This window comes from Synechococcus sp. L2F, from assembly GCF_024345695.1.
Taxonomy (GTDB): Bacteria; Cyanobacteriota; Cyanobacteriia; order PCC-6307; family Cyanobiaceae; genus MW101C3.
In genome coordinates, this window is sequence record NZ_JAGQBP010000002.1 from 469,258 (window position 1) to 494,865 (window position 25,608).

At 63.3% G+C, this 25,608-nt stretch carries 25 protein-coding genes; 9 read left to right on the forward strand and 16 right to left on the reverse strand.

All coding sequences use genetic code 11. The features are described 5' to 3' along the window. Positions 1-7 precede the first annotated feature (7 nt). From KBZ19_RS07280 to KBZ19_RS07340, 13 genes are all read right to left on the reverse strand, one after another. A complete protein-coding gene (locus KBZ19_RS07280; RefSeq protein WP_094511230.1) occupies positions 8-850 on the reverse strand; it encodes an ABC transporter six-transmembrane domain-containing protein in 843 nt (280 codons plus the stop codon). Positions 851-890: 40 nt separating this feature from the next. Beyond that, positions 891-1,178 carry a hypothetical protein gene (locus KBZ19_RS07285; RefSeq protein ID WP_255100428.1) on the reverse strand — a complete coding sequence of 96 codons (288 nt, stop codon included), beginning with the start codon at positions 1,176-1,178 and terminating at the stop codon, positions 891-893. Positions 1,179-1,227: 49 nt separating this feature from the next. Continuing rightward, positions 1,228-2,019, reverse strand: a complete 792-nt coding sequence (locus KBZ19_RS07290) for a DNA alkylation repair protein (RefSeq protein WP_255100429.1) — start codon at positions 2,017-2,019, stop codon at positions 1,228-1,230. A 438-nt stretch (positions 2,020-2,457) separates the two neighbouring features. Then, entirely contained in the window at positions 2,458-3,201 is a 744-nt protein-coding gene (locus KBZ19_RS07295) for a hypothetical protein (protein WP_255100430.1), read from the reverse strand. 40 nt (positions 3,202-3,241) lie between these two features. Then, positions 3,242-4,009 carry a CPBP family intramembrane glutamic endopeptidase gene (locus tag KBZ19_RS07300; RefSeq protein ID WP_255100432.1) on the reverse strand — a complete coding sequence of 256 codons (768 nt, stop codon included), beginning with the start codon at positions 4,007-4,009 and terminating at the stop codon, positions 3,242-3,244. Positions 4,010-4,244: 235 nt separating this feature from the next. Next, complete coding sequence (locus KBZ19_RS07305) at positions 4,245-4,988, reverse strand: hypothetical protein (protein ID WP_255100433.1); 744 nt, start codon at positions 4,986-4,988, stop codon at positions 4,245-4,247. Between the two features lie 681 nt (positions 4,989-5,669). Then, on the reverse strand, positions 5,670-6,257 hold the full coding sequence (locus tag KBZ19_RS07310) for a GNAT family N-acetyltransferase (protein ID WP_255100434.1): 588 nt from the start codon (positions 6,255-6,257) through the stop codon (positions 5,670-5,672). A 705-nt stretch (positions 6,258-6,962) separates the two neighbouring features. Continuing rightward, the gene (locus KBZ19_RS07315; RefSeq protein ID WP_255100436.1) at positions 6,963-7,493 is read right to left on the reverse strand and encodes a hypothetical protein; all 531 of its coding nucleotides are present in this window, start codon (positions 7,491-7,493) and stop codon (positions 6,963-6,965) included. A 340-nt stretch (positions 7,494-7,833) separates the two neighbouring features. Beyond that, entirely contained in the window at positions 7,834-8,199 is a 366-nt protein-coding gene (locus KBZ19_RS07320; RefSeq protein ID WP_255100438.1) for a hypothetical protein, read from the reverse strand. 223 nt (positions 8,200-8,422) lie between these two features. After that, positions 8,423-9,391 carry a hypothetical protein gene (locus KBZ19_RS07325; RefSeq protein ID WP_255100440.1) on the reverse strand — a complete coding sequence of 323 codons (969 nt, stop codon included), beginning with the start codon at positions 9,389-9,391 and terminating at the stop codon, positions 8,423-8,425. Between the two features lie 181 nt (positions 9,392-9,572). Then, the gene (locus KBZ19_RS07330) at positions 9,573-9,833 is read right to left on the reverse strand and encodes a DUF2442 domain-containing protein (RefSeq protein WP_255100441.1); all 261 of its coding nucleotides are present in this window, start codon (positions 9,831-9,833) and stop codon (positions 9,573-9,575) included. Further along, positions 9,826-10,059, reverse strand: coding sequence for a DUF4160 domain-containing protein (locus KBZ19_RS07335; RefSeq protein ID WP_255100443.1), 234 nt, complete (start codon positions 10,057-10,059; stop codon positions 9,826-9,828). Before KBZ19_RS07335 ends, KBZ19_RS07330 begins: the two co-directional genes overlap by 8 nt. A 226-nt stretch (positions 10,060-10,285) precedes the next feature. Then, positions 10,286-10,999 (reverse strand): tyrosine-type recombinase/integrase, encoded by a 714-nt coding sequence (locus KBZ19_RS07340; protein ID WP_315856334.1) that lies wholly within the window; start codon positions 10,997-10,999, stop codon positions 10,286-10,288. A 218-nt stretch (positions 11,000-11,217) separates the two neighbouring features. On the opposite strand from KBZ19_RS07340, the gene KBZ19_RS07345 reads away from it, so the two are divergent. Together KBZ19_RS07345 and KBZ19_RS07350 are read left to right on the forward strand one after the other, a co-directional pair. Next, positions 11,218-12,777, forward strand: coding sequence for a radical SAM protein (locus KBZ19_RS07345; RefSeq protein ID WP_255100709.1), 1,560 nt, complete (start codon positions 11,218-11,220; stop codon positions 12,775-12,777). Positions 12,778-12,918: 141 nt separating this feature from the next. Beyond that, on the forward strand, positions 12,919-15,159 hold the full coding sequence (locus KBZ19_RS07350; protein WP_255100445.1) for a S8 family serine peptidase: 2,241 nt from the start codon (positions 12,919-12,921) through the stop codon (positions 15,157-15,159). A 65-nt stretch (positions 15,160-15,224) separates the two neighbouring features. Here KBZ19_RS07350 and KBZ19_RS07355 read toward each other — a convergent pair whose 3' ends face one another. Together KBZ19_RS07355 and purU are read right to left on the reverse strand one after the other, a co-directional pair. Then, positions 15,225-16,505 carry an O-antigen ligase gene (locus tag KBZ19_RS07355; RefSeq protein WP_094511217.1) on the reverse strand — a complete coding sequence of 427 codons (1,281 nt, stop codon included), beginning with the start codon at positions 16,503-16,505 and terminating at the stop codon, positions 15,225-15,227. A gap of 2 nt (positions 16,506-16,507) precedes the next feature. Further along, positions 16,508-17,362, reverse strand: coding sequence for a formyltetrahydrofolate deformylase (purU, locus tag KBZ19_RS07360; protein WP_094511547.1), 855 nt, complete (start codon positions 17,360-17,362; stop codon positions 16,508-16,510). A 133-nt stretch (positions 17,363-17,495) separates the two neighbouring features. Here purU and psbQ point away from each other — a divergent pair, with 133 nt between their 5' ends. The 3 genes from psbQ (at position 17,496) to pstS (ending at position 20,199) form a co-directional block, all read left to right on the forward strand. Continuing rightward, the gene (gene psbQ / locus KBZ19_RS07365) at positions 17,496-17,978 is read left to right on the forward strand and encodes a photosystem II protein PsbQ (protein WP_094511216.1); all 483 of its coding nucleotides are present in this window, start codon (positions 17,496-17,498) and stop codon (positions 17,976-17,978) included. A 64-nt stretch (positions 17,979-18,042) separates the two neighbouring features. Further along, complete coding sequence (locus KBZ19_RS07370; RefSeq protein WP_255100446.1) at positions 18,043-19,113, forward strand: FAD-binding oxidoreductase; 1,071 nt, start codon at positions 18,043-18,045, stop codon at positions 19,111-19,113. Positions 19,114-19,173: 60 nt separating this feature from the next. Continuing rightward, entirely contained in the window at positions 19,174-20,199 is a 1,026-nt protein-coding gene (gene pstS / locus KBZ19_RS07375) for a phosphate ABC transporter substrate-binding protein PstS (RefSeq protein ID WP_255100448.1), read from the forward strand. Between the two features lie 179 nt (positions 20,200-20,378). Here pstS and dnaK read toward each other — a convergent pair whose 3' ends face one another. After that, positions 20,379-22,286, reverse strand: a complete 1,908-nt coding sequence (gene dnaK / locus KBZ19_RS07380; RefSeq protein WP_094511214.1) for a molecular chaperone DnaK — start codon at positions 22,284-22,286, stop codon at positions 20,379-20,381. Between the two features lie 243 nt (positions 22,287-22,529). Here dnaK and KBZ19_RS07385 point away from each other — a divergent pair, with 243 nt between their 5' ends. The 4 genes from KBZ19_RS07385 to KBZ19_RS07400 all read left to right on the forward strand — a co-directional run bounded on the left by KBZ19_RS07385 (position 22,530) and on the right by KBZ19_RS07400 (position 25,608). Beyond that, positions 22,530-23,507 (forward strand): shikimate dehydrogenase, encoded by a 978-nt coding sequence (locus tag KBZ19_RS07385; protein ID WP_255100449.1) that lies wholly within the window; start codon positions 22,530-22,532, stop codon positions 23,505-23,507. 14 nt (positions 23,508-23,521) lie between these two features. Further along, positions 23,522-23,986 (forward strand): Tic20 family protein, encoded by a 465-nt coding sequence (locus tag KBZ19_RS07390; RefSeq protein WP_255100450.1) that lies wholly within the window; start codon positions 23,522-23,524, stop codon positions 23,984-23,986. Positions 23,987-24,096: 110 nt separating this feature from the next. Next, complete coding sequence (gene rpsF, locus KBZ19_RS07395; RefSeq protein ID WP_094511212.1) at positions 24,097-24,465, forward strand: 30S ribosomal protein S6; 369 nt, start codon at positions 24,097-24,099, stop codon at positions 24,463-24,465. Between the two features lie 117 nt (positions 24,466-24,582). Beyond that, positions 24,583-25,608, forward strand: a complete 1,026-nt coding sequence (locus tag KBZ19_RS07400) for a RodZ domain-containing protein (protein WP_255100451.1) — start codon at positions 24,583-24,585, stop codon at positions 25,606-25,608.

Here is a 25,608-nt window from a genome sequence, read left to right on the forward strand (position 1 = left end):
TTGATGCTCAGCGTGCCAGTCGCGCCCGTATGTCCTGGAGCCGGGCGATGTTGTTCACGATCAACGGAGCGCTGTCGAGGCCCTCGAGGTAATCGAACACATAGGCGAGCACGGCATAGATGGCGCCGGCGCTGAACACCGGCGATCGGGTGAAGTCGATCAGCAGCACCACCAGCGCCACGATCGTGGCGAGCTCCGTCACGGTCCAGGTCCACGACTCGCTGTCGGAGAGCTGCACATGCCAGCGACGCACACGGCCGAAGTGGCGACGCAGACGCAGCGGGCGCGCCGCCTCGATGTCGGCGATCTCGCGCTCGATCTGGTCGTTGAGGCCGCGATGCAAGCGCAGGGCGCGCCGCCAGTACCAGGCGTTGACGAGCCCCATCGGCAGCAGCACCGCCATCGCGATGAATCCCGCCTGGAGGTCGTAGGTGAACAGCATCACCAGCGAGCCCACCACGGTCACCACCTGGGAGAACATCGCCGGCACATCAGCCTCGAAGAAGCCGACCATGTCGCGCATCATCTCGACCCGCGCCGACACGATGCTCGTGCCGTGGCCGAGGTGCTTCTGCTCAGCGACGGTGAGCACGGCGAGGCGGGCGTAGAGGCCCATGAAGACCCGGGTATCGAAGCGCTGCCGCACGAAGGCCGTGACCAGGTGCACGAGCCACACGGCGATCAGCGCCGAAAGGCCCCGGTAGCTGCCCTTCAACAGCCCGTCCACCGCCCAGCCGGTGATGGCCGGATAGGCGAGCATGCAGAGGTTCTCCAGCAGCGTCAGGGTGTAGGTGCCGGCGATCGACAGCCGTTCACTGCGGGAGAGGGTGGAAAGGAGCGTCTGCGGCATCACCTGGCCCTGATGTCACCAGCCTGGCTGCTTCGGAGGCTCAGAGCCGCGACCAGCGCAGCAGGCTGATGCCCCCTAAGGCGATCGGCAGCAGTCCCGTCACCACCACGAACCAGGTGCCGTCGTCTGGCGCACCCATCAGAGCCGCCTTGCCCTGGAGCAGCACGAGCGCGCCACCCAACACCGCCAACAGGCCGGCCACCACGATCCAACGCTGGCGCCTGCGGCCGGGGCGTGTCCGTGCCAAGGCCAGCAGCCCCAGGCCCAGGGGCAACGCGACCAGCACGTAGTGAACCACCAGAGGAACAAGGAAGGAGAAGAACGTCATCGCTCGGATGGCATGGCTGGGATGATGGCCCAGGCCATGGTGGAGCGCCTTACAACGCGCTGCCCTTGGCTGCTGCACGTATCTTCAGCGCACGTGCATCTCCCTGCTTGGCGGGATAACGAACCGCATGCCGGATCAGCCGCTGCAGGTCAGCGGAGGCACCATCCCGCAACCAACGCTCACAGGTGGTAAAGACGAGTTCCGGATGGTCTTTGGCGATGTCCCCCAGGTGGTTGGCAACGCTACGGCGGACGTACAGCGATGAATCGTTCTTCAGAGATTCAAGGATGGGCAGCGTTGGCCTCGGATCGGCCACAAACGAAGGAATGCGCTTCCCCCAAGGGAGCCTTGGCCGCGTCCCCTCGCTGCAGAGGCGCCTTACATGCGGATTAGGGTCGGTGATCCACTGATCAACCTTCTCCAACGTGCGCGCCTGCTGCTGGATCAGAAACGTGCGGATGGCGAATTCCGAGGTGAACCGCATGGTGAGGGCATGCAAAGCCAGCATCGACGTGTCAAAAGGATCGTTGCCGCTGCTGTGTTGGACATCCTGCCCGTATTCAGAAACAAAGAAGCTGTGTGGAAGATAGAAGAAGCCGGCCAGCCCCATCTCTTCTGCTGCTGACTTCTCCGGCGTCAACGACGCCATGAGGACCTTAACAGCCTCCTCGTAGTTCCCAGGCAGGACGTCACGAAGCGCCCTGGCGATATGCACTCCACGCTGCATGATGGTCAACGGCTCAATGCCTGCCCGTGCGGATTCGCAGAATCGGCTAACCGGAAAGTCTGCATCAACAATCTGCAGGTTGGTCGCCAGACACTCAATGGCCTCCTGGCCCAACAGGTGCTTCAGAGGCGTGCCCTTCTGAATGGATCGTGGCGCTGCAGGGATCGTGGGTATTCGAGGCGTCATCAAGGCCCGATCAATGCCAAGGCCCATCGAGATGGGCCATCGGCTGTGTGGTGTCAGGTTGGAGCGTTGGCAAGATCGCTGGCCACCTGAGCAAGAATCTCGTTCGCATGGCTGGTAGCAATGAAGTGGCCTGCTCCGCTGATGGAACGCCAGATGGCACCAGTTTGTCATCCGTTCCCTGCCAGAAGTGGACCGGAAGCGTGACTTTGGTCATGTCAAACGGCCAAGCCTCATAGAGCATCGTGGCGTCAGCGACAAGCCCCTCAACGCCCTGCCGAAAGCATTCCCGTGATGCCTCCAGAGAAGATGCGGGGAATGGCTCGACCCGTCGCCCCGGTCACCGATGGGATCGAGCCGGCAGAGGGCTCAGCCCCCCACCACCAGGGCATCGACAATCTCATAGCGTTCAAAGTTCTCCCCAAGACTGAGCACCGAGCTATCCCCGCGACGCTGCACCGACAGCCGCTCAGGTTGATCCGAAGCAACCGCCTTTCCCTTCACGAACAGGAACTGACGCTTCTGCCCCTCGGCGTTCGTTACCACCACCGTGGCACTGTTGTTGGCCCTGCGGATCACGAAGGCCTTACATCTGGTGGCCTTGCCGCTGCTCCCGGACACACAAGGAACCTCCGCCGAAGCGTGGTACGGAGTGCCGGGGATCAGGGCATCGCGGGAAGCGGGCACAGGGGCGAGGGGAGCACCGCCGATGCCCACCTTCAGGCTGTAGGTGCTCGTTTCGTTGCGGCGCGCCGCCGGCCGCATCAGGTACACCCTCACCCTCACGTCGCCATCGCTGGGCAGGAGGCCACGGAAGCGGTTGCCGGAGCTGCTGCCGATAAACAAGGCGGTGTCGGTCCCGGCCGCCATCACGTTGACGTAGTTCTGCGGATTGGACCCCTTGAGCTCCACCGTCAGGGTCTGACCGGCGCCGGCCCGCAGTTTGTAGTCGACGGTCTGGTCGCCCTTGAGCTGGCCCTTGAGCAAGGCGGAATCGGCGCCGGCTCGAAACGTGACCCGTTGACTCTCGATCGCCACCTGGGCCAGGGCGCCCCCAGCGGGGAGGCTGATGGCCAGGAGGCCAGCGCCCAGTGAGGCGAGTGGAGTATGCATCGGACGCTTCGGGGGGAGAATTAAATAACCTACTTCGCTTTCACTCCGGAATGGTGTTGATCGCCGATGGCCTGACTTGCTGGGCTTGCACATTCCGCCCCCAACAAAGGACTGCGATGACGCAGATGATCGCGATGGGGTACACGGAGTATTGAATAGAGGAGGGTGCTCCGCCGACAGCGACGTTAAGGAACAAGGCGCTGTCCCAAAGCCCATGGAGAATCATCGATAGAATCAGAGTGCCGGACATGCGGCGAATGGCGTAGAAGCCACTGCCCATGATGAATGTAAACAGCACCTGCACAGGCATGGCCCATAGCGGAAACCCGAAGAGGACGTTAGGAAGATGAAGTGCGGAAAACAAGAGGGAACTGATCAGCCATACCTTGCCCTCACTAACACGACTGCGAAGGCCCACGATCAGGCTTCCCCGAGTGATCATTTCCTCGCCGAATCCAACTCCCACGGCTCCGAGTAGTGACCAACCAAGAAGCTCAGAGGTGGGCTGTTTCGGTACCACACCCAGGAAGTTGAGCGCAATGACCCCCGCCATCGCGACAGGAAGGATCCAAACCCACTGAGGGCCGGATTTCGTTTTATCGAACAGAACCATGCGCCACCATCCCAGGGCAGTGATGGCAACCACAAGGAATGCGGATCCGAAAAGAGTTGGAAACGCATACCACAGCTTCGTGGTTAGCGCATTCTCACCAATCCGATTGTAGTCGACCCCATTGATGATCCATGTGGCAAAGAAGATTGCCAGATAGCCCAGGCATAATTGGACTCCGATACATACGCTTGGCATGCGGCTCGACGTGCTGCGCTCAGCAGGCTGAAGACAGCAAATCGGATAAGCGCGCCAAGCACTGCACTGGCAGGGGAATCACCTCGCGGTCGTATTGGCCTTTCCAGAGTCTCCCATTGATTCCGTGGCTGGATTGAAGGCGGTCTATGTCATCCTGGATGTCATAGGTCAAGCCCAAGGCCGCCGTCCGGAGGGCCGGCGGCCAGAGCGATCAATGGCCTGAGTGTTCAGGCGATCACCTGCAGTTGCTGGGTTCGGTATAGGTGATCGACTGATACCGTCCGTTGGTGGTACGCACAGCCACGCAGCTGTTGGTGCGGGGCTGCTCCCAGTAGGTGAAGGCACTGTCGCCGATCTGGTCGCCACCGCGGTAGGTGTACCCCTTGCTGGTCATCTCCCTCTCAGCACTGGCGCCCTTCACCCCCACCAGCGGCTGCAGTGCGCTCACCGGGGCTCCCACGCGGGCGGGTTCGCTGCTGCCGCCCTTGTCCGATCCGGCAATCAGAGCGCCGATCAACCCTCCCAGCGCGACACCGACCAGAGTTGCGCTGGTGGCCTTCTGGGGCCTGTCCTCGAAATCCACATCAGGGTTCTGCACGTTGTCGAGCTTCACCAAGAGGCGATGATCTCCCCCGTCTGTGTTCCACAGGAACACATCGTGGTCGGGCTTGGCGTTGTGGCGAACGTTCACGATCCCGGCGTAGGTCTGCAGTTGCAGAGCCTGAGGGTTGGGGCCAGAGAAGTTGAAGTCGGTGCCGTCATCAAGCTTCACCACAAAGGCATCGGTACCGCCGGCCGCCTTGTGCTTGAAGCTGCAGTGACCGTTGAAGAGCTCATTGCCCGCTCTCTCCAGCTTGCAGCGGCCCGCGGCTCGCACCAGCGTTTCGGCGGACGCGAGCTGATGGAACGGAGCGGAAGCCGTGAACAGCAGGAGGCCAGGACCCAGCAGGGCACCGGCGCGTTGGAGGCGAGTCTTCATCGAGCTGGTAGATGTAGGGATGTCCCAGTGCGATTCGACTGGAACCTCCTGAGCGTATGGGCTGTCTGCCGCCTCGATTGAGCCTTGTGACTGAACGCTGAGATCCGCCGGACAGCATCCGCAGCCGGGATCCAGGCCATCACCGTCGCGGATCCAGTGGGGCCCCATCCCGCAGCGTCGGTTCCCTACTCCAGGTAGCGACGCCCGTCGAACACCTGGCCGCACGTAGGTGGCTGGCGCACGGACCCTGCAGGCAGGCGCAGCGGTCGGCGGAGGCCAAGGTGCGCCAGGAATGGGGCCACCTGCGCGCTGGAACGGGCCACGTGGTCAACGCCAACGGGCTACCACCATCCGCCTGATCCAGTCTTGTCTGATGGAGCAGCAGACCGGCACCGATCGCATCCTCGACCTGGCCCTCATAGAGGTCGCAGCTGAGACGCCGGCGGTCCATCGGCCCCAGGATGAAGCTCTTGCTCCTTGCCTCCCCTCCGGCGCTCAGTGCTTGGCTTTCGGTTCGACTCTTGGGTCTGTGGATAAAGACAACTGTGAGTTACCTCATCACTTCCGTTGAGCTGACCTCATTGGCTTGCCTAACGCCCACATCACCTGCAGCAAAAAGCAGAACGAGGAACGAGCGGCGCATTTGCTGTCCGAGTGCATGTGATTGCCATGTTCGTTTCTCTACCAATAAACAGGGTTATTGAATTCCTTAACGCATACGGGACGTTCATTAATACTTGGAATTGAGTCTCCCGCTAAAGATTGACCGAGCCAGCCAAAAGGCATTGAAAGCTTTAGCGGAGCCTGAATTGCATCTTCTGAAAGCGCCTGAAATCCCACCTTTGAATAAAAGGATGGATCGCCATATGTAACAGCAACATTCGCAGAGCGTTTTCTGAGCTCCTGTAGTCCGTAATTGATTAGTGCCTGTCCAACGCCATTTCCCTGGTGTTCAGTGCTTACTGCAACCGGGGCGAGCATGAAAATCTGAATAGGCTTGCGAAAATGAAGGCGAGTGAAGAAAATCGAACCAATGAGCGTTTTGCCTTCATATGCACCGAAACAGATGATTTCGCTATTGTCGATGTTATGTGCCAACTGTGAAGAGAGATTGCCAATCAATCTCCCTTCCTTTTCGCCTTCTGATGAGGTGAATACAGAAGTGAATAGATCTTCCACTTCTTCCTGTTTTGATTTGTCCAGAATTCGAAGAATCATGCCTTGCCTTTCAAGATCACTGCGCTGATCGCAATAGGAACATAACGCCAAGATCGCCTGAATACAAGAATATCAGGTAGAAATCAAAGCTCCACGGGAGGCGTGCCAGGTGTATCTTGATGTTATACGGCACTTGATTGCTCGCCTGAATCAACCATGGGATATGAGCCGCGTGGAAGAGACACTTCTTATCGAGGCCGGTGTTGAGTGCCCAAGCCTGCGGTAATGAACACTGCTGTTGCCTCGCGCTCCACGTCAGCCGTGTGCCAGATGCCAGGTGCATTGACTGCGTACTGGCCAGGGCCCAAAGTTACGGCCGAACGGGCACCATCAGGATCCTCTTGGTGGAGGATCATTGATCCGGACGTGCATAGAACGACTTCGCTTCCATGCGGGTGCATTTCCCACATGGCCCACGACACGTTGAATTTGTGCATGCTTACGAGACGCCCCTCAGCGCCATCCCCTGCATGCCGAGAAGTGTAGTCCTCATACCAATCCATTGCACCTGTGAACAATGGTTCAACATCGGCAGTTGCGCCAAGACCTAAATGCAGTGGATAAGCAGTCATGTCGAGTGCGCCCATGGGAAATACCCCTAGTCATCATGCCGAGAAATATAGCAGACGAAATCATAGATAACCGTATGGTATCCGTATAACGCCCAAGATCAGCGGCGGGCTGAATGTCATTATTGTCATCAAGGATGCTAGCCCCGCCCTCTGGATCTTGATGTTAGCTTGTCACAAACCACTTCTACGGACAGGTAACTGGAGACAGCACTGTTGCTAGGACAATCATCATTAGGAGCAAAACCTCAATAGCAAAACAGATGATAGCTTTGTTCAATAATGCCGCCTTCTTGCTGACGATACTCTCATTATGCTCAGCAGCTGCCACCAATGTTGTTAGTGCCTGTTTTCTAGCGTCTACGTTAGATAGTGTTCCATAATGGTCCATGGTAGCCAGTGAGAAGGGCAGCCCCTGCAGAGTTGATACGCGATATGCTTGCCATGCGAAGAACAGCATGGCTGAGAATGAAATGAACCAGGGAGCAAACAATAGTATTTTTATAACTGAGGGAAGAGTCTTAATAGATGGAATTGCGATTGCCGTAAGAATGCCGGCAAAGCCAATAACAGAACCAGCTCGAGAATTGCAGGTATCAAAAGCACGATCAGCATATTCAAACTTTCTTATGGCAAGTTCACTTACCCATGGGAGAAATGGCTCTAAGTGGTCGCCAGGCTCAGATCGAGATTCATTGCTCTTTGGCACACTAGCCATGAATATAAACTCTGCATAAACTGAGTTAAGGGGATCCTTCTTTACTGCTGTTGCTGGTCTTGGCGCTGTTGGTATTGAAAATCTTCTGTGCGAGGTTTGGGCCAGTCTGACTGCTGTCTTGGTTTCTTCTCGACTTGTTTTGAATCACCTTGCTTCTCATCGAGCTTCCCTGAAGGCTGCTTTGCCATTGAGCCGCACCAACCTAACGTCATTGATATCATGGCATGATTATCTTTGTCACTCAAGCTCTCAGGGCTTAATGTCTCTTTACGGTAAAGCCAACGCTCGCATCAGCGGCGCGGGCCTCCCGCGTCCGCTGGATGGGGTTGTTGGGCTTACTTCAGCGGGGCTTGTTGCGCCTGATCAAGCCAGCAATCAGGACAATGACACCAAGTAGCATCCCTGTAGACGCAGGAATAGCCATGCTCATTGCGGCCCAGTACATCGTTTCAATCGCATATTGCCTGAATCCACATGGGTAAGTCTCACCGAGCCAGCCTCCGCATTGACCGGAATAGGCCGGGAGCCACACCAAGACGCTGAAGAAAAAGCCGGCAATGAAGGGTCCGATCAATGCAAGCGGGAGCTGAAACCATGCCGACCGACCGGAGGCTTGCCGAAAGACAGAGATCCACACGGCTAAAGGCGGTAATATAATCAGCACCTTTAAAATGCTGATGAAGGATAGGGCGATAACGATGTCCATGATGTTTGAACTAACTGCGGAGCCTTGCCTAGCGACAAGTCGATCGCAATGCTTTTCTCACTAGGCAACCTTGATGCCTAACGCTGCCCCTGAGTGGCAGGCAAGGAGCTTGGGGAGGCGAAGCTGAATGCTAATGGAGGCCTGTCCACTCGAGGGGCTTGTTCGGCTTCCAAAGGTTGCATGAGAATAGCCAAAATGTGTTGTTCACGCCATAGCGCTGTATTCACAGTCTTACAGAAATCACCCAAATAAGCCCACCCGCTGCAGCCAATGGGATAATAAAGAATAGAGCCACTACGGCTGCGCAGCCATCCTTCGCATCCTGTGCCTGAATCCTTTTTGCAGATTTTACCGGCTGCTTTTGATCTGATCGATCCCGATACACCTTAAATTCTCTTCCGATTAACATCTCAGCCTGCTTGTAGGCCAAGGTCGTTCGAGATGCGTGAGCATGTGACTCACTCCATCCACCTTGCTGTGCCCGAAAACGGAGATAAGTGGGAGAGCGGAAAAGGGACTTGGCGGCTTTTTCATCTTGCAAGAACTCTTCAGCCAATACGAGAAGACGAGAATCATCTGGTGCTAGAGATTCACTGACATTGGAAGACATGAGGTCGATATAAGCATTGTAGATATACCAGGCAACAAGTTTGGTCTTATCAGGATCTGTATCAAGATGCTCCCACGCACGGGCAAAGAGCATCGCTGCACCAGTATATTCAGTAATGTCAGTTACGCCTATGCCCCTGGCACTTCTAATCTCAACATCTGCAGGAAAGCTGCTATGCCGCCAGATTTCTTTTCCATCTTCATCGGTGCACCACAGAAGCTCCTCTAAATCTCGCCCTTGCTCATAGGAGATCTCATCGGGAACTGTTAACCCAGCGGCCCTGCCGCCATGAACAAGATTCCTCTTAATTGCTTGATTAATAAGATTGGAGACCTCATAAAAAGAAGCATTGGCGAGGGTATCTTTAATCCCGAGTTTCTCAGCATATTCAAGCTGTCTCTCTGAGGGTGGCTTCGGATCAATCTCTACATACGCCTCAATGACCGTTCCGTCATCTTTCGCGACTTCATATAGATTCTGCTCATCTAGCGCTTCATAGATTCTTTGCCTCTTACGGCCAGACTCGGCCCCTCTGCCGTCAACCTTGAATTGTCGGAGAGGCTGTTGATCCCGCCAAAGCATGATTCAATCGAGGTTAGATTCGTTGTTGAAATGTAGTACGGCTGTCAACCGGTCAGTGAGGCACTCATGTCCACGTTATAGCAGCTTCCGCGAGTAAGCCGAACGCTCGCCATCACCAGGCCGCACAGAGCTAGGGAAGTAGATGCAATCCTTTCGGTGGCGGCTCTGGTGCATGGCGGTGTTAGCTGATCAGGGACTTGACCTGGGGCGCCGGCGCTCCACGAAGTAGACCTTCCACACTTAAGTCCTCATCAATATCTGGCCAATAGATTCCATAGCCAGCCCCAGCAATCTCCCAATTCACGCGCTCCTGAGAGGTGGCGTGCAGAAGACGCGGATACCAGGCGAGAGGCACCGAGATGGATCGTCCATCAGCCAGGTCGACAGTCAGCTTGTCCTCTGTGCAGGCAACGTCGGTGACCCGCTCTCCAGGGTTAGCCATGAAACTCCTCCCACGCTTTCATCAGGTTAGCTCTGTTCATGCTGACCAGCCGCTCAATCTCACGAAGCTCGTTGGCCTTAAAACCAAGGCTTGAGGAAAGTGCGACTGGAGAGAGCCAGACTTTGCATGATGCCTGATCTCTATCCACATGAACATGAGGAGGTTCGTTTGGCTCGTGACTGTAGAAGTAGAACCTATAAGGGCCGCTTCTGAGGATTGTCGGCATCCGTGATCGCAACCATCACTCCGATGATACCGAGCGCGGCTTTCCTGTGCAGCTAACGCTGATTGGGCGGACCCAGTGAAAGCCTCGCTGTGCCTACCCAGTGAAGCCTAAGAGAGGTAAGGACTGAAGGCAAAGAGACACAAACTCAGGCCAGACCAATGATCCCAGGCTTTCCAAGCCAAGGGACCCAGGTTTTCGGCGGACCCGTATAAAACAGTTCATTTTGTTACAGAAGGTCGGCCGGACTGCTGACTCCCAAGGGCCCGCGGTTGAGCACATGCGTATAGATCAAGGTTGTCTGCACATCCTTATGCCCCAGCAATTCCTGGATCGTGCGGATGTCCTGGCCCCGCTCCAGGAGATGGGTGGCAAACGAATGGCGGAAGGTGTGGGGTGACGCCGGCTTGTGGATCCCTGCAGCAAGCACCGCTCGCCGCACGGCCTTCTGAATCAGGCTGGGATCGAGATGGTGCCGGCCCTGCTCACCCGTGGCCGGATCGCACCATCGGTGGTGTTGTGGAAACACCCACTGCCAGCCCCACTCCACCGGAGCGTTGGGATACTTCCTTCCCAGAGCATGGGGTAGTGGCACCCGGCCATAGCCCTCGGCGAGATCCTGGCGATGCACCCGCCGCACGGCCACCAGGTGGTCCTGCAGCTGCTGGCCCACACGGTTGGGCAGCAGGCTGCGGCGATCCTTGCCGCCCTTGCCGTTGCGAACCGTGAGTTCGCGCCGCTGGAAATCCAGATCCTGCTTCAGCAGCTCCCGGTAGAGAAACAACAGTGCCGCCAGCGCCTGGTTCTGGGTGGAGGCACTCACTTTCCGTTCCACCGCCAGATGGGCGAGGAAGGCATTCACCTCAGAGCTGCCCATTTCCCGTGGGTGTCGCAGGCCGTGGAAGCGCAGGAAGCGCCGCAGCCACTGCTCATAGGTGTTCACCGGGCGGCTGGATCAAGCCTGCAGGGCGAGGGGCGGTCATTCGCTGGCCAGAGGAGCACAACCCAAGGATTCCCGCGACCGTCCATTCCCTCCCCAGTGGGCCACGGCAGCCCTGCCGGTCGCGCCTGCAAGATGAAGGCCAACGCCTCCCTCCACCCCTGAATCAGGAAACCCTGCTGTTTGAGCCCGCCGTGCCGGAGCTGGGGGCGCTGAAGGCGGTGCTGGCCTTTCCGAGCACCTATTCAGTGGGGATCACCAGCCTGGGCTACCAGGTGGTGTGGGCCAGCCTGGCCAGCCGCAGCGATGTGGATGTGCGGCGCCTGTTCACCGACCAGGGCGATCCGCCTCACCGCCAGCTCGATCTGTTCGGCCTGTCGCTCAGCTGGGAGCTCGATGGCCCCGTGCTGCTCGATCTGCTGGAGCAGCTGGGCATTCCGCTCTGGAGCCAGGAGCGGGGCGAGCGCGATCCGATCGTGTTCGGCGGCGGTCCGGTGCTCACCGCCAACCCCGAACCGCTGGCGCCCTTCTTCGATGCAGTGCTGCTGGGCGATGGCGAGCTGCTGCTGCCCGCCTTCATCGATGCCGTCCAGGCCCGGCGCCAGGCGCCACGGGCCGAGCGACTGCGGGCACTCGCCCAGATTCCCGGCATCTACGTGCCATCGCTGTACGCCCCTCGCTACGGCACAGCAGGAGAGCTGCTGGCGGTGGAGCCGATCGAGCCTGGCCTGCCGGCCACCATCGCCAAGCAGACCTGGCGCGGCAACACCCTCAGCCACTCCACCGTGATCACCCCGGAGGCGGCCTGGCCCTCCATCCACATGGTGGAAGTGGTGCGCAGCTGCCCGGAGCTGTGCCGCTTCTGCCTGGCCAGCTACCTCACCCTGCCCTTCCGCACCCCCTCCCTCGACGACGGCCTCATCCCCGCCGTGGAGAAGGGCCTCACAGCCACCCAGCGGCTGGGCCTGCTGGGGGCCTCCGTCACCCAGCACCCGCAGTTCGCCGACCTGCTCACCTGGCTCGATGGCGATCGCTTCGAGGGCACGCGCGTGAGCGTCAGCTCGGTGCGGGCCGCCACCGTGACCCCCCAGCTGGGGCGGATCCTGGCCAAGCGGGGCAGCAAGTCGCTCACGATCGCGATCGAAAGCGGCAGCGAACGCATGCGCCGGGTGGTGAACAAGAAACTCGCCACCGAGGAGATCTTCGCCGCCGCCCGCTACGCCAAGGAAGGCGGGCTCACTGGCCTGAAGCTCTATGGCATGGCCGGTCTGCCCACGGAAGACGACGCCGACATCGAAGCCACCGCCGATCTGCTGCTCGCCATCAAGGCGGCCACGCCGGGCCTGCGGCTCAGCCTCGGCGTCAGCACCTTCGTTCCCAAGGCCCACACCCCCTTCCAGTGGGAAGGAGTGCGGCCGGAAGCGGAGAAGCGGCTCAAGCGGCTGGCCCGCCGCCTTCAACCCAAGGGCATCGAGCTGCGGCCCGAGAGCTACGGCTGGAGCGTGATCCAGGCGTTGCTCTCCCGCAGTGACCGGCGCCTGGCGCCGGTGATCGCCGCCGTGCGCGGCCGTCACGGGCAGCTGGGCGGCTGGAAGGCCGCCTATCGCGACGCGCTGGCCGCCGCACCCGCTGCGCTGCCGTCACCACCGCCCTGGCAGGAGGTGATCCACCAGCGCTGGCCCCATGAAAAGTTGTTGCCTTGGGAACATTTGGAGGGACCGCTCCCAAAGAGCCTCCTGCAGCGGCACCATGATGAAGCTCTTGAACCAGCCAAGGGCTGATCCCCCGGATTTCGAGCGATGGGCCACTCTCAAACGCCCTCTGGCCAAAGCAATCTGAGCCCATCCATCCCACGGGCGGCCTGGGATCTTGAGGCAGGCACAACGGCCCCGAGCGGACAAGCCGAAGGTCCCGACGGCCCGGTGCAACAACTGCTCGTCCAGTGGCGCCTCAACATCGACGCCGCCAGGCGCACGTCCATCCACCGGGAGCTGGGGGGAACAGTCCTGCGCTCCATCCACACCCTGCCCATGCAACAGGCCGGGGAGGGGGTGCTGGATGTGGTGCGGGCACCCGCGGATGCCCAGGCCAGGGAGCGACTGCTGCGGAGCTACGGCCAGCGATACGAAGTCTTGTTCGCTGAACAGGATGGGCGCGTTGGCATCCAGCAGGTCAGCAACGATCCCTCCCTCAGCACGCTCTGGGGCATGCAGAGCACTGGCTTCGGCTCTGGCGCAGTCGGTGCCTGGGGGCGGGACATCACCGGGACCACCACCACGGTTGTGGGAATCGTCGACTCCGGCATCGATTACACCCACCCCGACCTCTACCTCAACATCTGGCTGAACCAGGGCGAGCTCCAGGGCCTGAGCTTTTTCAGCTCACTGGTCGACACCGATGGCGACCAACTGATCAGTTTCCGCGACCTCAACAACGCCACCAACCGTTCCAATCCCGCCGCCGGGCTCACCGACTGGAACGGCAACGGCTACATCGATGCCGGGGACATGCTTGACAGCCGCTCAGGCTGGGAAAACGGGGTCGACAACGACAGCAATGGCTACAGGGATGACCTGATCGGTTGGGACTTCGCCAACAACGACAACGACCCCTACGACGACAACAGCCACGGCACCCATGTGGCTGGAACCGTCGGGGCCATGGGCGGCAATGGCCTGGGCGTGGCAGGCGTGAACTGGCAGGTGCAGATGGTGCCCCTGAAGTTCCTCGCCCGCTCAGGCAGCGGCAGCCTCAGCGATGCCGTATTGGCGCTCGACTATTTCACCACCGCCAAGATCCAAGCGGGCCAACGGGGGGAAACAGGCCAGTTCGTGGGCACCAATAACTCATGGGGCGGTGGTGGCTATTCCCGGGCCCTCGAAAACGCGATTGATCGGGCCACCCAACAGGATTTGCTGTTCATCGCGGCAGCCGGTAACGGCGGCCTCGACGGCATCGGCGACGACAACGACCTCAATCCCAGCTACCCCTCCAATTACGCCAGCAGCAACGTGATCGCCGTGGCTGCGATCACCAGCACAGGCGCCCTGGCGAGATACTCGAACTTCGGGTCGGTGTCGGTGGATCTCGGGGCGGCTGGTTCCTCCGTCTTCTCCACCGTGCCCGGGGGGGGCTACGGCAACAAGAGCGGCACCTCGATGGCCTCGCCCCACGTCGCAGGAGCAGCGGCGCTGCTCAAGTCGGCGTTTCCCAGCGCCACCGCCGCCCAGATCAAGCGGGCCTTGCTCGAATCCGCAACCCCCACAGCCTCTCTGGCCAACAAGACCGTGACAGGGGGCCGGCTCAACATCCCCGCCGCCCTCGACCGGCTGGGCGCGCTGGTGGTGGACCCAACCCTGCCGATGGTGTCGGTGGCAGCCAGCGGTGCTGCAGCGGCGGAAGCAGGCCAAGCGCCCGGCTCCTTCACCCTCACCCGCAGTGGCGGGACCCTCGGCCAGTCCCTGACGGTGAGCTTCAGCCTTGGCGGCACGGCCACCGCGGGCGACTACGCGCCCAGCCTGGGCAGCACCATCACCTTTGCCAGCAACCAGACGTCCGTCGTGCTCACCATCACGCCGGTGGACGACACGCTGGTGGAGGGTCCGGAAACCCTGGTCCTCAATCTTGCGCCAGGCTCCGCCTACGCGATCGGCACGGGCTCGGCCACGGTCACCATTGCCGACAACGACGCTGCGCCACCGCCCCCAACCAACCAGATCCTCTGGGGCACCACTGGCAACAACACCGTCACCGGCGGCAATGGCGACGATCGAATCGCCGGAGTTCCCTCCAGCGGCACCTCGGCCGCAGCCTTGGGCCGCAACCAGATTGACAGCCTCACCGGCGGCGGCGGCCGGGACACCTTTCTCCTGGCCGACAGCCGCGGCACCTTCTACAACGATGGCTCCCGCCTCTCCCAAGGCACTGAGGACTATGCCCTGATCAAGGACTTCAATGCCGCCGACGACAAGCTGCAGCTGCGCAGCGATTCCCAGTACCTCTACCGCTTCTCGGGAGGATCCACCGAGATCTTTCTGGGCAACGGCGATAACCGCTTCAGCAATGCGGATGAACTGATCGGGAAACTGGAAGGGGTCAACCTCGTACCAGGGACGGGCGCCTACATCCTTGGAACCGGCAACAGCTGGACGACCTTCATCTGACCAGACCTTCATCTGACGATCGGCCTCAACCAGATCGGGCCCGGATCGGGCATGCCCTGAGGTGATCAGCCCTTGGTCAAGGTCTGAGGGTCGGGATGATGCCTTTCGACTGTGCGCAACCCCGCCAGGAGTATCCACCCGGCGATATTGATGCGGCTGTCGTACATCGGAATATCGGTGGCGTGAAGGACCACCAGCACCAGGGTTGCCGCCCACCAGGCCCGCTCGAACACCGGCTCCCTGGCAATCCCAAGCCGCGCCGCACGGATCAGAAGCCACAGCACGATCGCCACCACGCCCACGGCAGCCGGCAGGCCGTGGCTGACCGCCAGGTCAATCACCACGTTGTGGGGGTGGCCATGCCACTGGCCCGTACGCAGCGGGTAGATCACGCTGAAGGCCGCCGCGCCCCAGCCCAGCCAAGGCCGCTCGGCGATCAGCATCAGAGCCACGCCCCACTGGCTGAGCCGGGTGCTGGCCAGATTTCGCTCACCGGCGAACTTGACGTCATTCAGGCGGGCCCAGATCGCCTCAGGCACCAACGCGCGGGCGGGGGCCTGCAGCAACGCCGGCACGCCAGGCAGGCTGGCCAGGATGACGGGCAGCAGCAGCAGCAGCAAAAGCGGCAGCAGCCATGGCCAGCTGATCGGCCCGGCCACGATTGGGGCCGCCAGCACCAGGGCCCCCCAGGCATTGCGTGAATCGGTGAGATAGAGGGACGTAGCCAGAAGGGCAGCCAGACCGAGCGCCGCAGCACGCCGCTGCCAGCTCTGGCCTGCCTGCAGCAGTGCCGCCAGCGCGAAGGGCCAGGCCAGTGCCAGCCAGGCACCGGCGATGTTGGCGTAGTCGAACAGGCCGGAAAAACGCCCGTCAGGCGTACCCCCCTCGCCGATGTGCCAGATGATCGCTCCACCCAGGATCTGGAACGGCCCGGACCAGCCCCACCACAGCTGGCCCAGGCCCGTAACGATCACCGGCACCGTGCCGGCCAGCAGCCAGAGCCCCACGCGGCGGCGGGCAGCGGCGCTGGCCACATACGGCTGAAAGCCCCAGAACGCCCAGAAGAAGGGCAGCCAGTTTCCCATCCCCACCCAGGCAAGCCAGCCGCTGGTGGCGCGGAAGCAACCGATCACCATCAAGGCAGCTACCACCAGCAGCACCCGGTTGACCTTGTCCTGGAGGAACCGTCCGCGGCGGCTGGCGGCCACAAGCGCGACCAGCAGCAGCAGGCCAGCGATCAGGGCGCTACTGGGCAGCACGAAGACCCCAAGCTGGAAGCAACGCCAACCCAGGGGTGGCGCCGTCTCGGGACGGCAGCTGTCGAGGCGGCGGATCGGCTCCCGCATGATCAGGAGAACACCGCTGTGCGGCCGCGGTAGACCATCACCTGGCCACGCAGGTGCAGGCGTAACGCCCGGGCCAGCGCCAGCCGTTCAGTGTCGCGGCCTTTACGGATCAGATCGTCCACGTCGTCGCGGTGACTGACGGTGATCGTGGCCTGCTCAATGATCGGGCCGCCATCGAGCTCCTCGGTCACGTAGTGGGCGGTGGCTCCGATCAACTTGACCCCCCGCTCCCAGGCGCGGTGGTAGGGCTGGGCCCCCTGAAAAGCGGGCAGAAACGAATGGTGGATGTTGATCACCGGCGGCGCCCCCAGCAGGAAGGCTGGGCTCAGCACCTGCATGTACTTGGCCAGCACCACCAGGTCGATGTCCAGCTCGCTCAGCAGTTGCCGCTGGGCCTGCTCCACCTGCTCGCGGCTGCCGGCGCTGATCGGCAGATGCACGAAGCGGGCACCGAAATCGGCAGCGAGCAGCTCAAGATCCGGATGGTTGGACACCACCAGCGGCACCTGCATCGGCAGCTCTCCGGCCCGCGTGCGCCAGAGCAGATCCACCAGGCAATGGTCCTGCCGCCCCACGAAGATCGCCACGCGCGGGTGGCCGTCGGAGAAGCGCAGCGTGCCTTCCCCCCCCAGCCGCTCGGCAAGAGCAAGCGCGGCCGGGCCGATCGCCTCCCGCGGCAGGCCGAAGCCCTCCACCTCCCACTCCAGACGGCTGAGGAACAGGCCGGCACCGGCATCGGTGTGGTGATCGGCATGGCGGATGTTGCCGCCATTGGCAGCCACCCAGCCCGAAAGGGTGCTCACCAGCCCAGGACGGTCGGGGCAGATCACCTGAAGGATCGCCGTTGGAAGGGTCATCACCGCCAGGATTGCCAGGGTCATTGTGCCGCCCGCCCTGGAGGGCCGGTCCCACAACCTGGGCGGGTGGTGTTGATCAGAGCCACAGCGCTGCATGAACGGACGTAAAGTCCGCTCGCCTGTTCCCGTCGTCATGGTCGCTCAGCTGGTTTTCGCGCTTCGTTCCGCCCTGAAGCGCTTCGCCGTGCTCAGCCTTTCCGTGGTGTTGTGCCTGGGGCTTGCCGCCTGCGACGGCAATCAGGCCCGCAAGCCTCCCTCGATCAGCCCGGCGGACATGGCCGTGATCCAGCGCCAGGCCGCAGGCTTCCAGGCCGCCAAAGACCGGCTGCCGGAACTGGCGGAGCTGATCAACGAACGCAACTGGGTGTTCACCCGCAACCTGATCCACGGTCCGATGCAGGAAGTGGGCCGCGAGATGCTCTACATCAACCAGCGGCTTCTCCCCGCCGATCGTCCAGCCGCCACCAAGCTCGCCAACCAGCTGAAGGCCGCCCTGGCCGAACTCGATGAAGCCGCCAAACTCCAGGACGGCGAGCGGCTGCGCAAGGGCTACATCAAGGTGGCCAGCGGTTTCGGCGCCTACAGCGACGTGATCCCCGCCGATCCGCTCGGCTGAGCCAACAGCCCCTCTGACGGCTCCTCCGCCCCATCTCCCGCCACCCCCCACGCCCGCGTCCCGGGTGGTGGTGATCGGCGCCGGCATCATCGGCCTGGCTGCCGCCTGGTGGCTCCAACGCCTCGGCCATGCGGTGGTGCTGGTGGATCCAGCCCCCCACGGTCCCCAGCCCGAAGGCAGCGGCAGCAGCGCCGCGATCGGAGTGCTGATGGGGGAGGTGTTCCACCGCAGCAGCGGCCGGGCCTGGCGGTTGCGGCAGCAATCGTTGCGGCTGTGGGAGCAGTGGCGCGCCGAGCTGGCCCTGGCCGGTCAGCCGGTGCCCCACCGACCGGGCCTGCTGTTGCTGGCCGCCGACGCTCAGGAGCTGGCGCGCCTCGAAGCTCTCGCCCTGAACCGCCAGGCCCTGGGCCTGGCCATGGAGCTGTGGCAGCGGCCGGCGCTGGAAGCCCTTCGCCCCGCCCTGCCGCACGGTGCCCTGGCGGGGCTGTTCTCCCCCCGCGACGGGCAGCTCGATCCCCTTGCCGCCATGGCCGCCTTCCGTCACGACGGCCAGACGCGTGGCCTGGAGCTGCGAGCGGATCAGGTGGAGGCCCTGGCGCGCCGCAACGACCGCTGGCAGGTGTCGCTGCAGGGTGGCGCTGGGCTGGAGGCCCCCTGGGTGCTGGTCGCCGCCGGCCTGGCCAGCCCGGCGCTGCTGGCGCCGCTCGGCCATGAGCGGCCGCTGGAGCCGGTGCTGGGCCAGGCCGCCGAGCTGGAGATCGGCCCTGAGCTCGCCGCTGCCTGGCCGGCGAGCGTGGTGTGGCGGGGCATCAACCTGGTGCCACGCCCGCAGCGGCGGCTGTGGCTGGGCGCCACCCTGGAGCCCGGCCTCAGCGCCGATCCAGCCCGCTGGAGCGCGCTACGCCAGCTGGAAGGCGCAGCACCGGAGTGGCTGGCGCAAGCGCGCGTGCAGCGCCACTGGCAGGGTTTGCGGGCGCGGCCGGCCGGGCGGCCGGCACCGTTGCTCGAGCAGCTGGAGCCGGGGCTGCTGCTGCTGTCCGGTCACTACCGCAATGGCGTGTTGCTGGCGCCAGCCAGCGCCGCCTGGGCCGCTGAAGTGATCGCTACCGGGAACAGGAGCCTTACCTGTCGTTAACGTTGGCAGCCGTGCCCTTGGATAGCTTCCGGGAGAAGCATTCCGCTCGCCCGTCGTCCCATGGCCTCCCCCACCCGATTGCACCGCCGTCCGTTCGCCCGTCTGGCGCTGCCACTCGGCCTGGGCGCGGCGTTGGCGCTCACGGCCTGCGGTGGCGGTAGCGGGGGCGGCGGGGGCGGCCAGCTCACCGGCACCCTCAACGGCGCCGGCGCCTCCTTCCCCTCCTCCATCTATCAGAGCTGGTTCCAGCAGCTGGCCTCCACCGGCTTGAAGGTGAACTACCAGTCGGTGGGCTCCGGCGCCGGGGTGCGCCAGTTCATCGCCGGCACGGTGGATTTCGGCGCCAGCGATGCGCCGATGGATGCCGAGGACATTGCCAAGGTGAGCCGCGGCGCCGTGCAGGTGCCGATGACGGCCGGCGCCATCGCCGTGGCCTACAACCTGCCCGGCTGCGAGCTCAAGCTCACCCAGGCCCAGGTGGCGGATGTGTTCCTCGGCAAGATCAAGAACTTCAAGGAGCTGGGCTGCGCTGATCAGCAGATCAACGTGGTGTATCGCTCGGACGGCTCCGGCACCACCTACAACTTCACCAACAGCCTGGCCGCCTTCAGCGAAGGCTGGAAGAGCGGCCCCGGAGCTGGCAAAGCGGTGGCCTGGCCGGTGGGCGTCGGCGCCAAGGGCAACGAGGGCGTGGCCGCCAACCTGGGCCAGAACCGCGGCAGCATCGGCTACGTGGAAACCTCTTTTGTGAAGGGCGATCTGCAGGCGGCCGCCATTCAGAACAAGAGCGGTGACTTCGCCAAACCCGACAACGAAAACGCCAGCAAGGCGCTGGCCGCCATCGATCTCGGGCCCGACCTGATCGGCAGCGATCCCAACCCCTCGGCCGGCTACCCGATCGTCACCTTCACCTGGATCCTGCTCTACAAAACCGGCAACGGCGAGAAGGCCGAGATGCTCAAGAAGGTCTTCAACACCACCTTGTCGGAAGAATTCCAGAGCAAGGCCCCCACGCTGGGCTACGTGAGCCTGCCGGCTGAGGTGGTCACCAAGGCCAAGGCGGCTGTCGACAGCATCGGCAAGTAATCCCCGGCACACCGTCCACGGCCGGCTTCAGGCCCCGGCCTGCGCCAACGGCTTCCCAGCCCGGCTTCCTGCCATACCCGGATTCCTGCCCCTGAAGAGCAAAAAAATGCCCTCCCTGCGGAGGGCTTTTCTGCTGAGACGTGAGGGCCGGTGACAGGCCCGCAGGCCTGCCCGCCCGCTCACTTGCTCTCGGTGAACTCGGCGTCGATCACGTCGTCGGCGGCAGCACCGGAGGCAGAGGCACCATTGCCGGCCGCTCCGTTGGCCGCCGCCGCTTCAGCGGCACCGGCCTGCTGATACACAGAGGCGCCCAGGGCATAGAGCTCCTGTTGCAGCTCTTCGAGCAGGCTCTTCATGGCGGTGAAGTCTTCCTTCTCGACCGCTTCCTTGAGCTGCACGCGCTTGGCTTCCACCTTGTCCTTGGCGTCGGCGGCCACCTTGTCGCCCAGTTCGCCGAGCTGCTTCTCGGCCTGATACACGAGGGTTTCGGCCTGGTTCTTCAGGTCGATGCGCTCGCGCTTCTCCTTGTCGGCCGTGGCATTCAGCTCGGCGTCCTTCACCATCTTCTCCACCTCGTTGTCGCTGAGGGTGGAGGCGCCGGTGATGGAGATGCTCTGCTCCTTGCCGCTGCCCTTGTCCTTGGCGGTCACGCTGAGGATGCCGTTGGCGTCGATGTCGAAGGTGACTTCGATCTGGGGCACGCCGCGGGGGGCCGGAGGAATGCCGTCGAGACGGAAGGTTCCCAGGCTCTTGTTGTCGGACGCGAGCTCACGCTCACCCTGCAGCACGTGGATCTCCACGTTCGTCTGGCCATCCACCGCGGTGGAATACACCTCCGACTTCTTGGTGGGGATGGTGGTGTTGCGGGTGATCATCTTGGTCATCACGCCGCCCAGGGTTTCCACACCCAGCGACAGCGGGGTGACGTCGAGCAGAAGGATGTCCTTCACCTCACCGGCCAGCACACCGCCCTGAATGGCGGCGCCCACGGCCACCACTTCGTCGGGGTTCACCGTCTGGTTGGGGTCCTTGCCGGTGACCCGCTTGACCAGTTCCAGCACCGCGGGGATGCGGGTGGAACCCCCCACCATCACCACCTCATCCAGCTCACTGCTGGCGAGCTTGGCGTCCTTGAGGGCCTGCTCCACCGGCACCCGGCATCGATCGATCAGCTTGCTGGCCAGCTCCTCGAACTTCGCCCGGGTGAGGGTGACATCCAGGTGCTTGGGGCCTTCCGGCGTGGCCGTGATGAACGGCAGGTTGATCTCGCTCTGGGTGGCGCTGGAGAGCTCGATCTTGGCCTTCTCGGCCGCTTCGGTGAGGCGCTGCAGGGCCTGCTTGTCCTGGCGCAGGTCGATGCCTTCGTTGGCCTTGAAGGAATCCGCCAGGAAGTCGACGATCACCTTGTCGAAGTCGTCGCCACCCAGGTGGGTGTCGCCACTGGTGGAGAGCACCTCGAACACGCCATCGCCCACTTCGAGCACGGACACGTCGAAGGTGCCGCCGCCGAGGTCGAACACCAGGATGCGCTCGTTGCTCTTGCGATCCAGGCCATAGGCCAGGGCCGCCGCGGTGGGCTCGTTGATGATGCGCAGCACTTCGAGGCCGGCGATCTTGCCGGCGTCCTTGGTGGCCTGGCGCTGGGAGTCGTTGAAGTAGGCGGGCACCGTGATCACCGCCTGGGTGACGGTTTCACCGAGGTACTTGCCGGCGTCTTCCGCCAGCTTGCGCAGCACCTGGGCCGACACTTCCTCCGGGGCGAACTGCTTGTTCAGCACCGGGCACTTGACCTTCACATTGGCGCCCACCTTTTCGACGCCGTAGCTCACTTCCTTCGATTCTTCGTTCACTTCCTCGACCCGGCGGCCGATGAAGCGCTTGACCGAATAGAAGGTGTTTTCAGGGTTCATCACCGCCTGGCGCTTGGCGATCTGCCCCACCAGCTGGTCCTGGTTCTTGGTGTACGCCACCACCGAAGGCGTGGTGCGGAAGCCTTCAGCGTTGGCAATCACCGTGGGCTTGCCGCCCTCCATGACCGCCACGCAGCTGTTCGTCGTGCCCAGATCAATCCCAACAACCTTGCCCATGGTGTCCCACCTCCTCTGATCGGATCGTGTTCTTACCGCTGCATCCTCAGCAACAGGGGCCTGGCGAGGCGAGGGGTGGTTTCCGAACTGCAGCCGTACCACTGGCTCTTCTGTGGTGCAGCCGGGCCCGTGGGGAGGGCGCAGCTGATGGTGCTTCCCATGGCGCCGCCGCTGGGCCACCGATGATGCCGCAGAGGCCCCGGAGGCCTCCGCTGCCGCTGGTGGCACCGCCGCAAGCCCCCTATGACCCACACCATCACCGGCCAGACCGCCCTGCTGGGCGTGCTCGGCGATCCGGTGCGCCATTCGCTCTCGCCGGTGATGCACAACGCCGCCCTGCGGGCACTCGGCCTTGACTGGATCTATCTGGCCCTGCCGGTGGCTGCCGCCGACCTGGCCACGGTGGTGCGCGGCCTGGAAGCCGTCGACTGCCGCGGCCTCAACGTCACCCTGCCCCACAAACAGGCCGTGGCCGCACTGGCGGCGGAACTCAGCCCCCTGGCCCGCCGGGTCGGGGCCGTCAACACCCTGGTGCGCCGCGAGGCGGGCGGCTGGCTGGGCACGAACACCGATGTGGACGGCTTTCTGGCACCCCTGCGACAGGCGGCGGCGGGCGGCGGGGCCGGCGGCTGGAGCGGGCGGCGCGCCGTATTGCTGGGTTGCGGCGGCAGTGCCCGCGCCGTGGTGGCCGGTCTCACCGAGCTGGGTCTGGGGCGCATCACCGTGGCCGCCCGCGACCACGGCCGCCTGGCGGCCTTCCAGGCGAGCTGCGGTGACTGGGCGCCGGCCCTGGACAGCTGGCTCTGGAGCGCACCCGCTGGCCGTGGGGACGGCAACGCCGCCGCTGCTGGCCCCAGCCTGGCGCAACGCCTCAACGAGGCGGATCTGGTGGTGAACAGCACGCCGGTGGGCATGGGCGCGCCCGCCAGTGCTTCGGCAGCCATGGCCGCCACCCGTTCCCCCCTGACGGCAGCCGAGCTGGAGGCACTGCGCCCCGGCACACTCGTCTACGACCTCATCTACACGCCTCGCCCCACCCCGCTGCTGCAGGACGCCGCCGCCCGGGGCTGCCACACCCAGGACGGCCTGGAGATGCTCGTGCAGCAGGGGGCAGCCGCCCTGCAGCTCTGGCTCCAGGCGGCCGGCCAGGCGCTGCCGGTGCCTGTCGACGCCATGCGCGAAGCGGCCACAGCGTGGCTGGCGGCACCTACCGTGGGCTGACCCGGCCCCGGCTGATGGACATCCCCATCTGGCAACGTTTTCTGGCCGTTCTGGCCTACCTGCTGCCCTGGAGCGACGCCCTTCCCTTCGGCAGGGACCTGTTCGGCCTCTTTCCACTGCTGCAGTGGCTGGCCGTTCCGGCGCTGCCGCTGGCCACCCTCCAGCAACTCGTTCCCTTCGGCGGGTTCGTGATCTTCCTGGTGCTGTTTCTGGCGGTGGTGCGCAACCCGCGGGTTCCGTACTTCATCCGCTTCAACGTGCTGCAGGCGATCCTGATCGACATCGTGCTGATCCTGGTCTCGCTCACCTTCCAGATCCTGCTGAGCCCCCTGGCGGGCAGCTTCGCCGTGCGCACCCTCAGCAACACGGTCTTCCTCGGCACGCTGCTGCTGGTGCTGTTCTCCGTGGTCCAGTGCGTCCGCGGCAAGGAACCCGACATCCCCACCGTGTCCGAGGCGGTGCGCATCCAGCTCTACTGAGGCGCCGCTGAAGCCCCGGACAGTCCGGCGGGTAGGGTGGTAAGTCCGTCGCTGGTCGCCAACAGGCTGCCGGCCTCATCCGAGCCCGTCACGGAGCTTTCACTCCCGCCATGTCGCAGAAGCCTTACTACGAAACGATGTACATCCTTCGTCCGGACATCCCGGAGGAAGAGGTGGAAACGCATGTCAACAAATACCGTGACATCGTCACCGAAGCCGGCGCCGAAGTGCTCGACACCCAGATGCGCGGCAAGCGGCGTCTGGCTTACACGATCGCCAAGCATCGCGAAGGCATCTACGTGCAGCTCAACCACAACGGCGATGGCCAGCAGGTGGCCCTGCTGGAGCGGGCGATGCGTCTCAGCGAAGACGTGATCCGTTACCTCACCGTCAAGCAGGACGGCCCGATGCCAGCCCCCCGCGCCGGTGGCGCAGCGGCGCCCGCCGAAGCCGAGGCTGCCATCGCTGTCGCCTCCTGACCCTGGGCCTTCACCGGCTGCTCCAGATCCGGGGACACAACACCGGGGTCGCAACGACTGCTGCAGTCGCGGCGGTCCCGGATAGCCTGAGTCCCATCTTGTCCCCCGTTCTGGACGTTGCCCGAACACGTCCCCTCCGACCGGTTCGGGTCTGACGACCCGACTGCCCCTCAGGCCAACGGCAGTGATCCGGAAACCCTTGAGGTTGATCTTCAAGCCACGCGGCTTGAGTTGCAGTCCAGCCAGATGCAGCTCCAGTCGGCCCACCTGCGTCTGAGCCGTACCCAGCAGGAGCTGGAGCAGGCGCGCCGTCACCAAGCGGAACTGGAATCTCTGGTTTCCGAGTTGCCTGAGATCTTCGAGCGCAAGTTCAAAGAACGCTGCGAGCCGATCCTGGAGCGCCAGAGGTTGCTGACGGAGGAGAACCAGTCGTTGCGGCAAACGCTCCAGCACGCGCTGCCTGGCCTCAACCCCCAGCAACGCATCTTGATGCCCGCTCCCGCGCCTGCCGCCGCACCGGGTCCGCCACCACCACCCACACCACCGTCCAGGGAGCGGCCCACCCAGCCGCGCACGCCGCTGCAGCCGCTGCACTGGTTGAAGAGCTCCCTGAGCGCCGCACCCCGTCTGCCGCAAACCCGGCACCAACTGCTGCTGATCGCCGGAGCGGTGGGCCTGCTCTCCCTCGGAGGCACCCTCGGATGGCATCAACTGCGGCAATCCCCCGCTTCCGCCCCCTCGGTGAACACCACTGCGTCAGTGGCGGAAGCGCAAGGGCAGGCCAAGAGCGGCAATGGCACCAGTGCCGCCACCCCCAATCCCGACGCTGTCGGGCCCAACGAAGTGGCCCTGCGCAGCAACGAGGACAACTGGGTGGAGGTGCGCAACGGCGCCGGTACCTACCTATTCGCGGGCTTGCTGAAAGGGGAGAAGCGATTTGCGCTCAGTGAGGGGCTGCAGGTGTTCGCCGGCCGTCCCGACCTGCTCACGATTCGACGCGCAGATGGCCCAGCCCGCCTGCTGGGGCGCATCAGTGACGTCGCCTGGGTCACCATCCAGCCCGGAGCCAGCGGCCGTGGCTCCGGGCCTGAAGCCGAAGCAACCCCCACCACGTCTCCGGCCATCGCGACTCCCAGCCCCTGA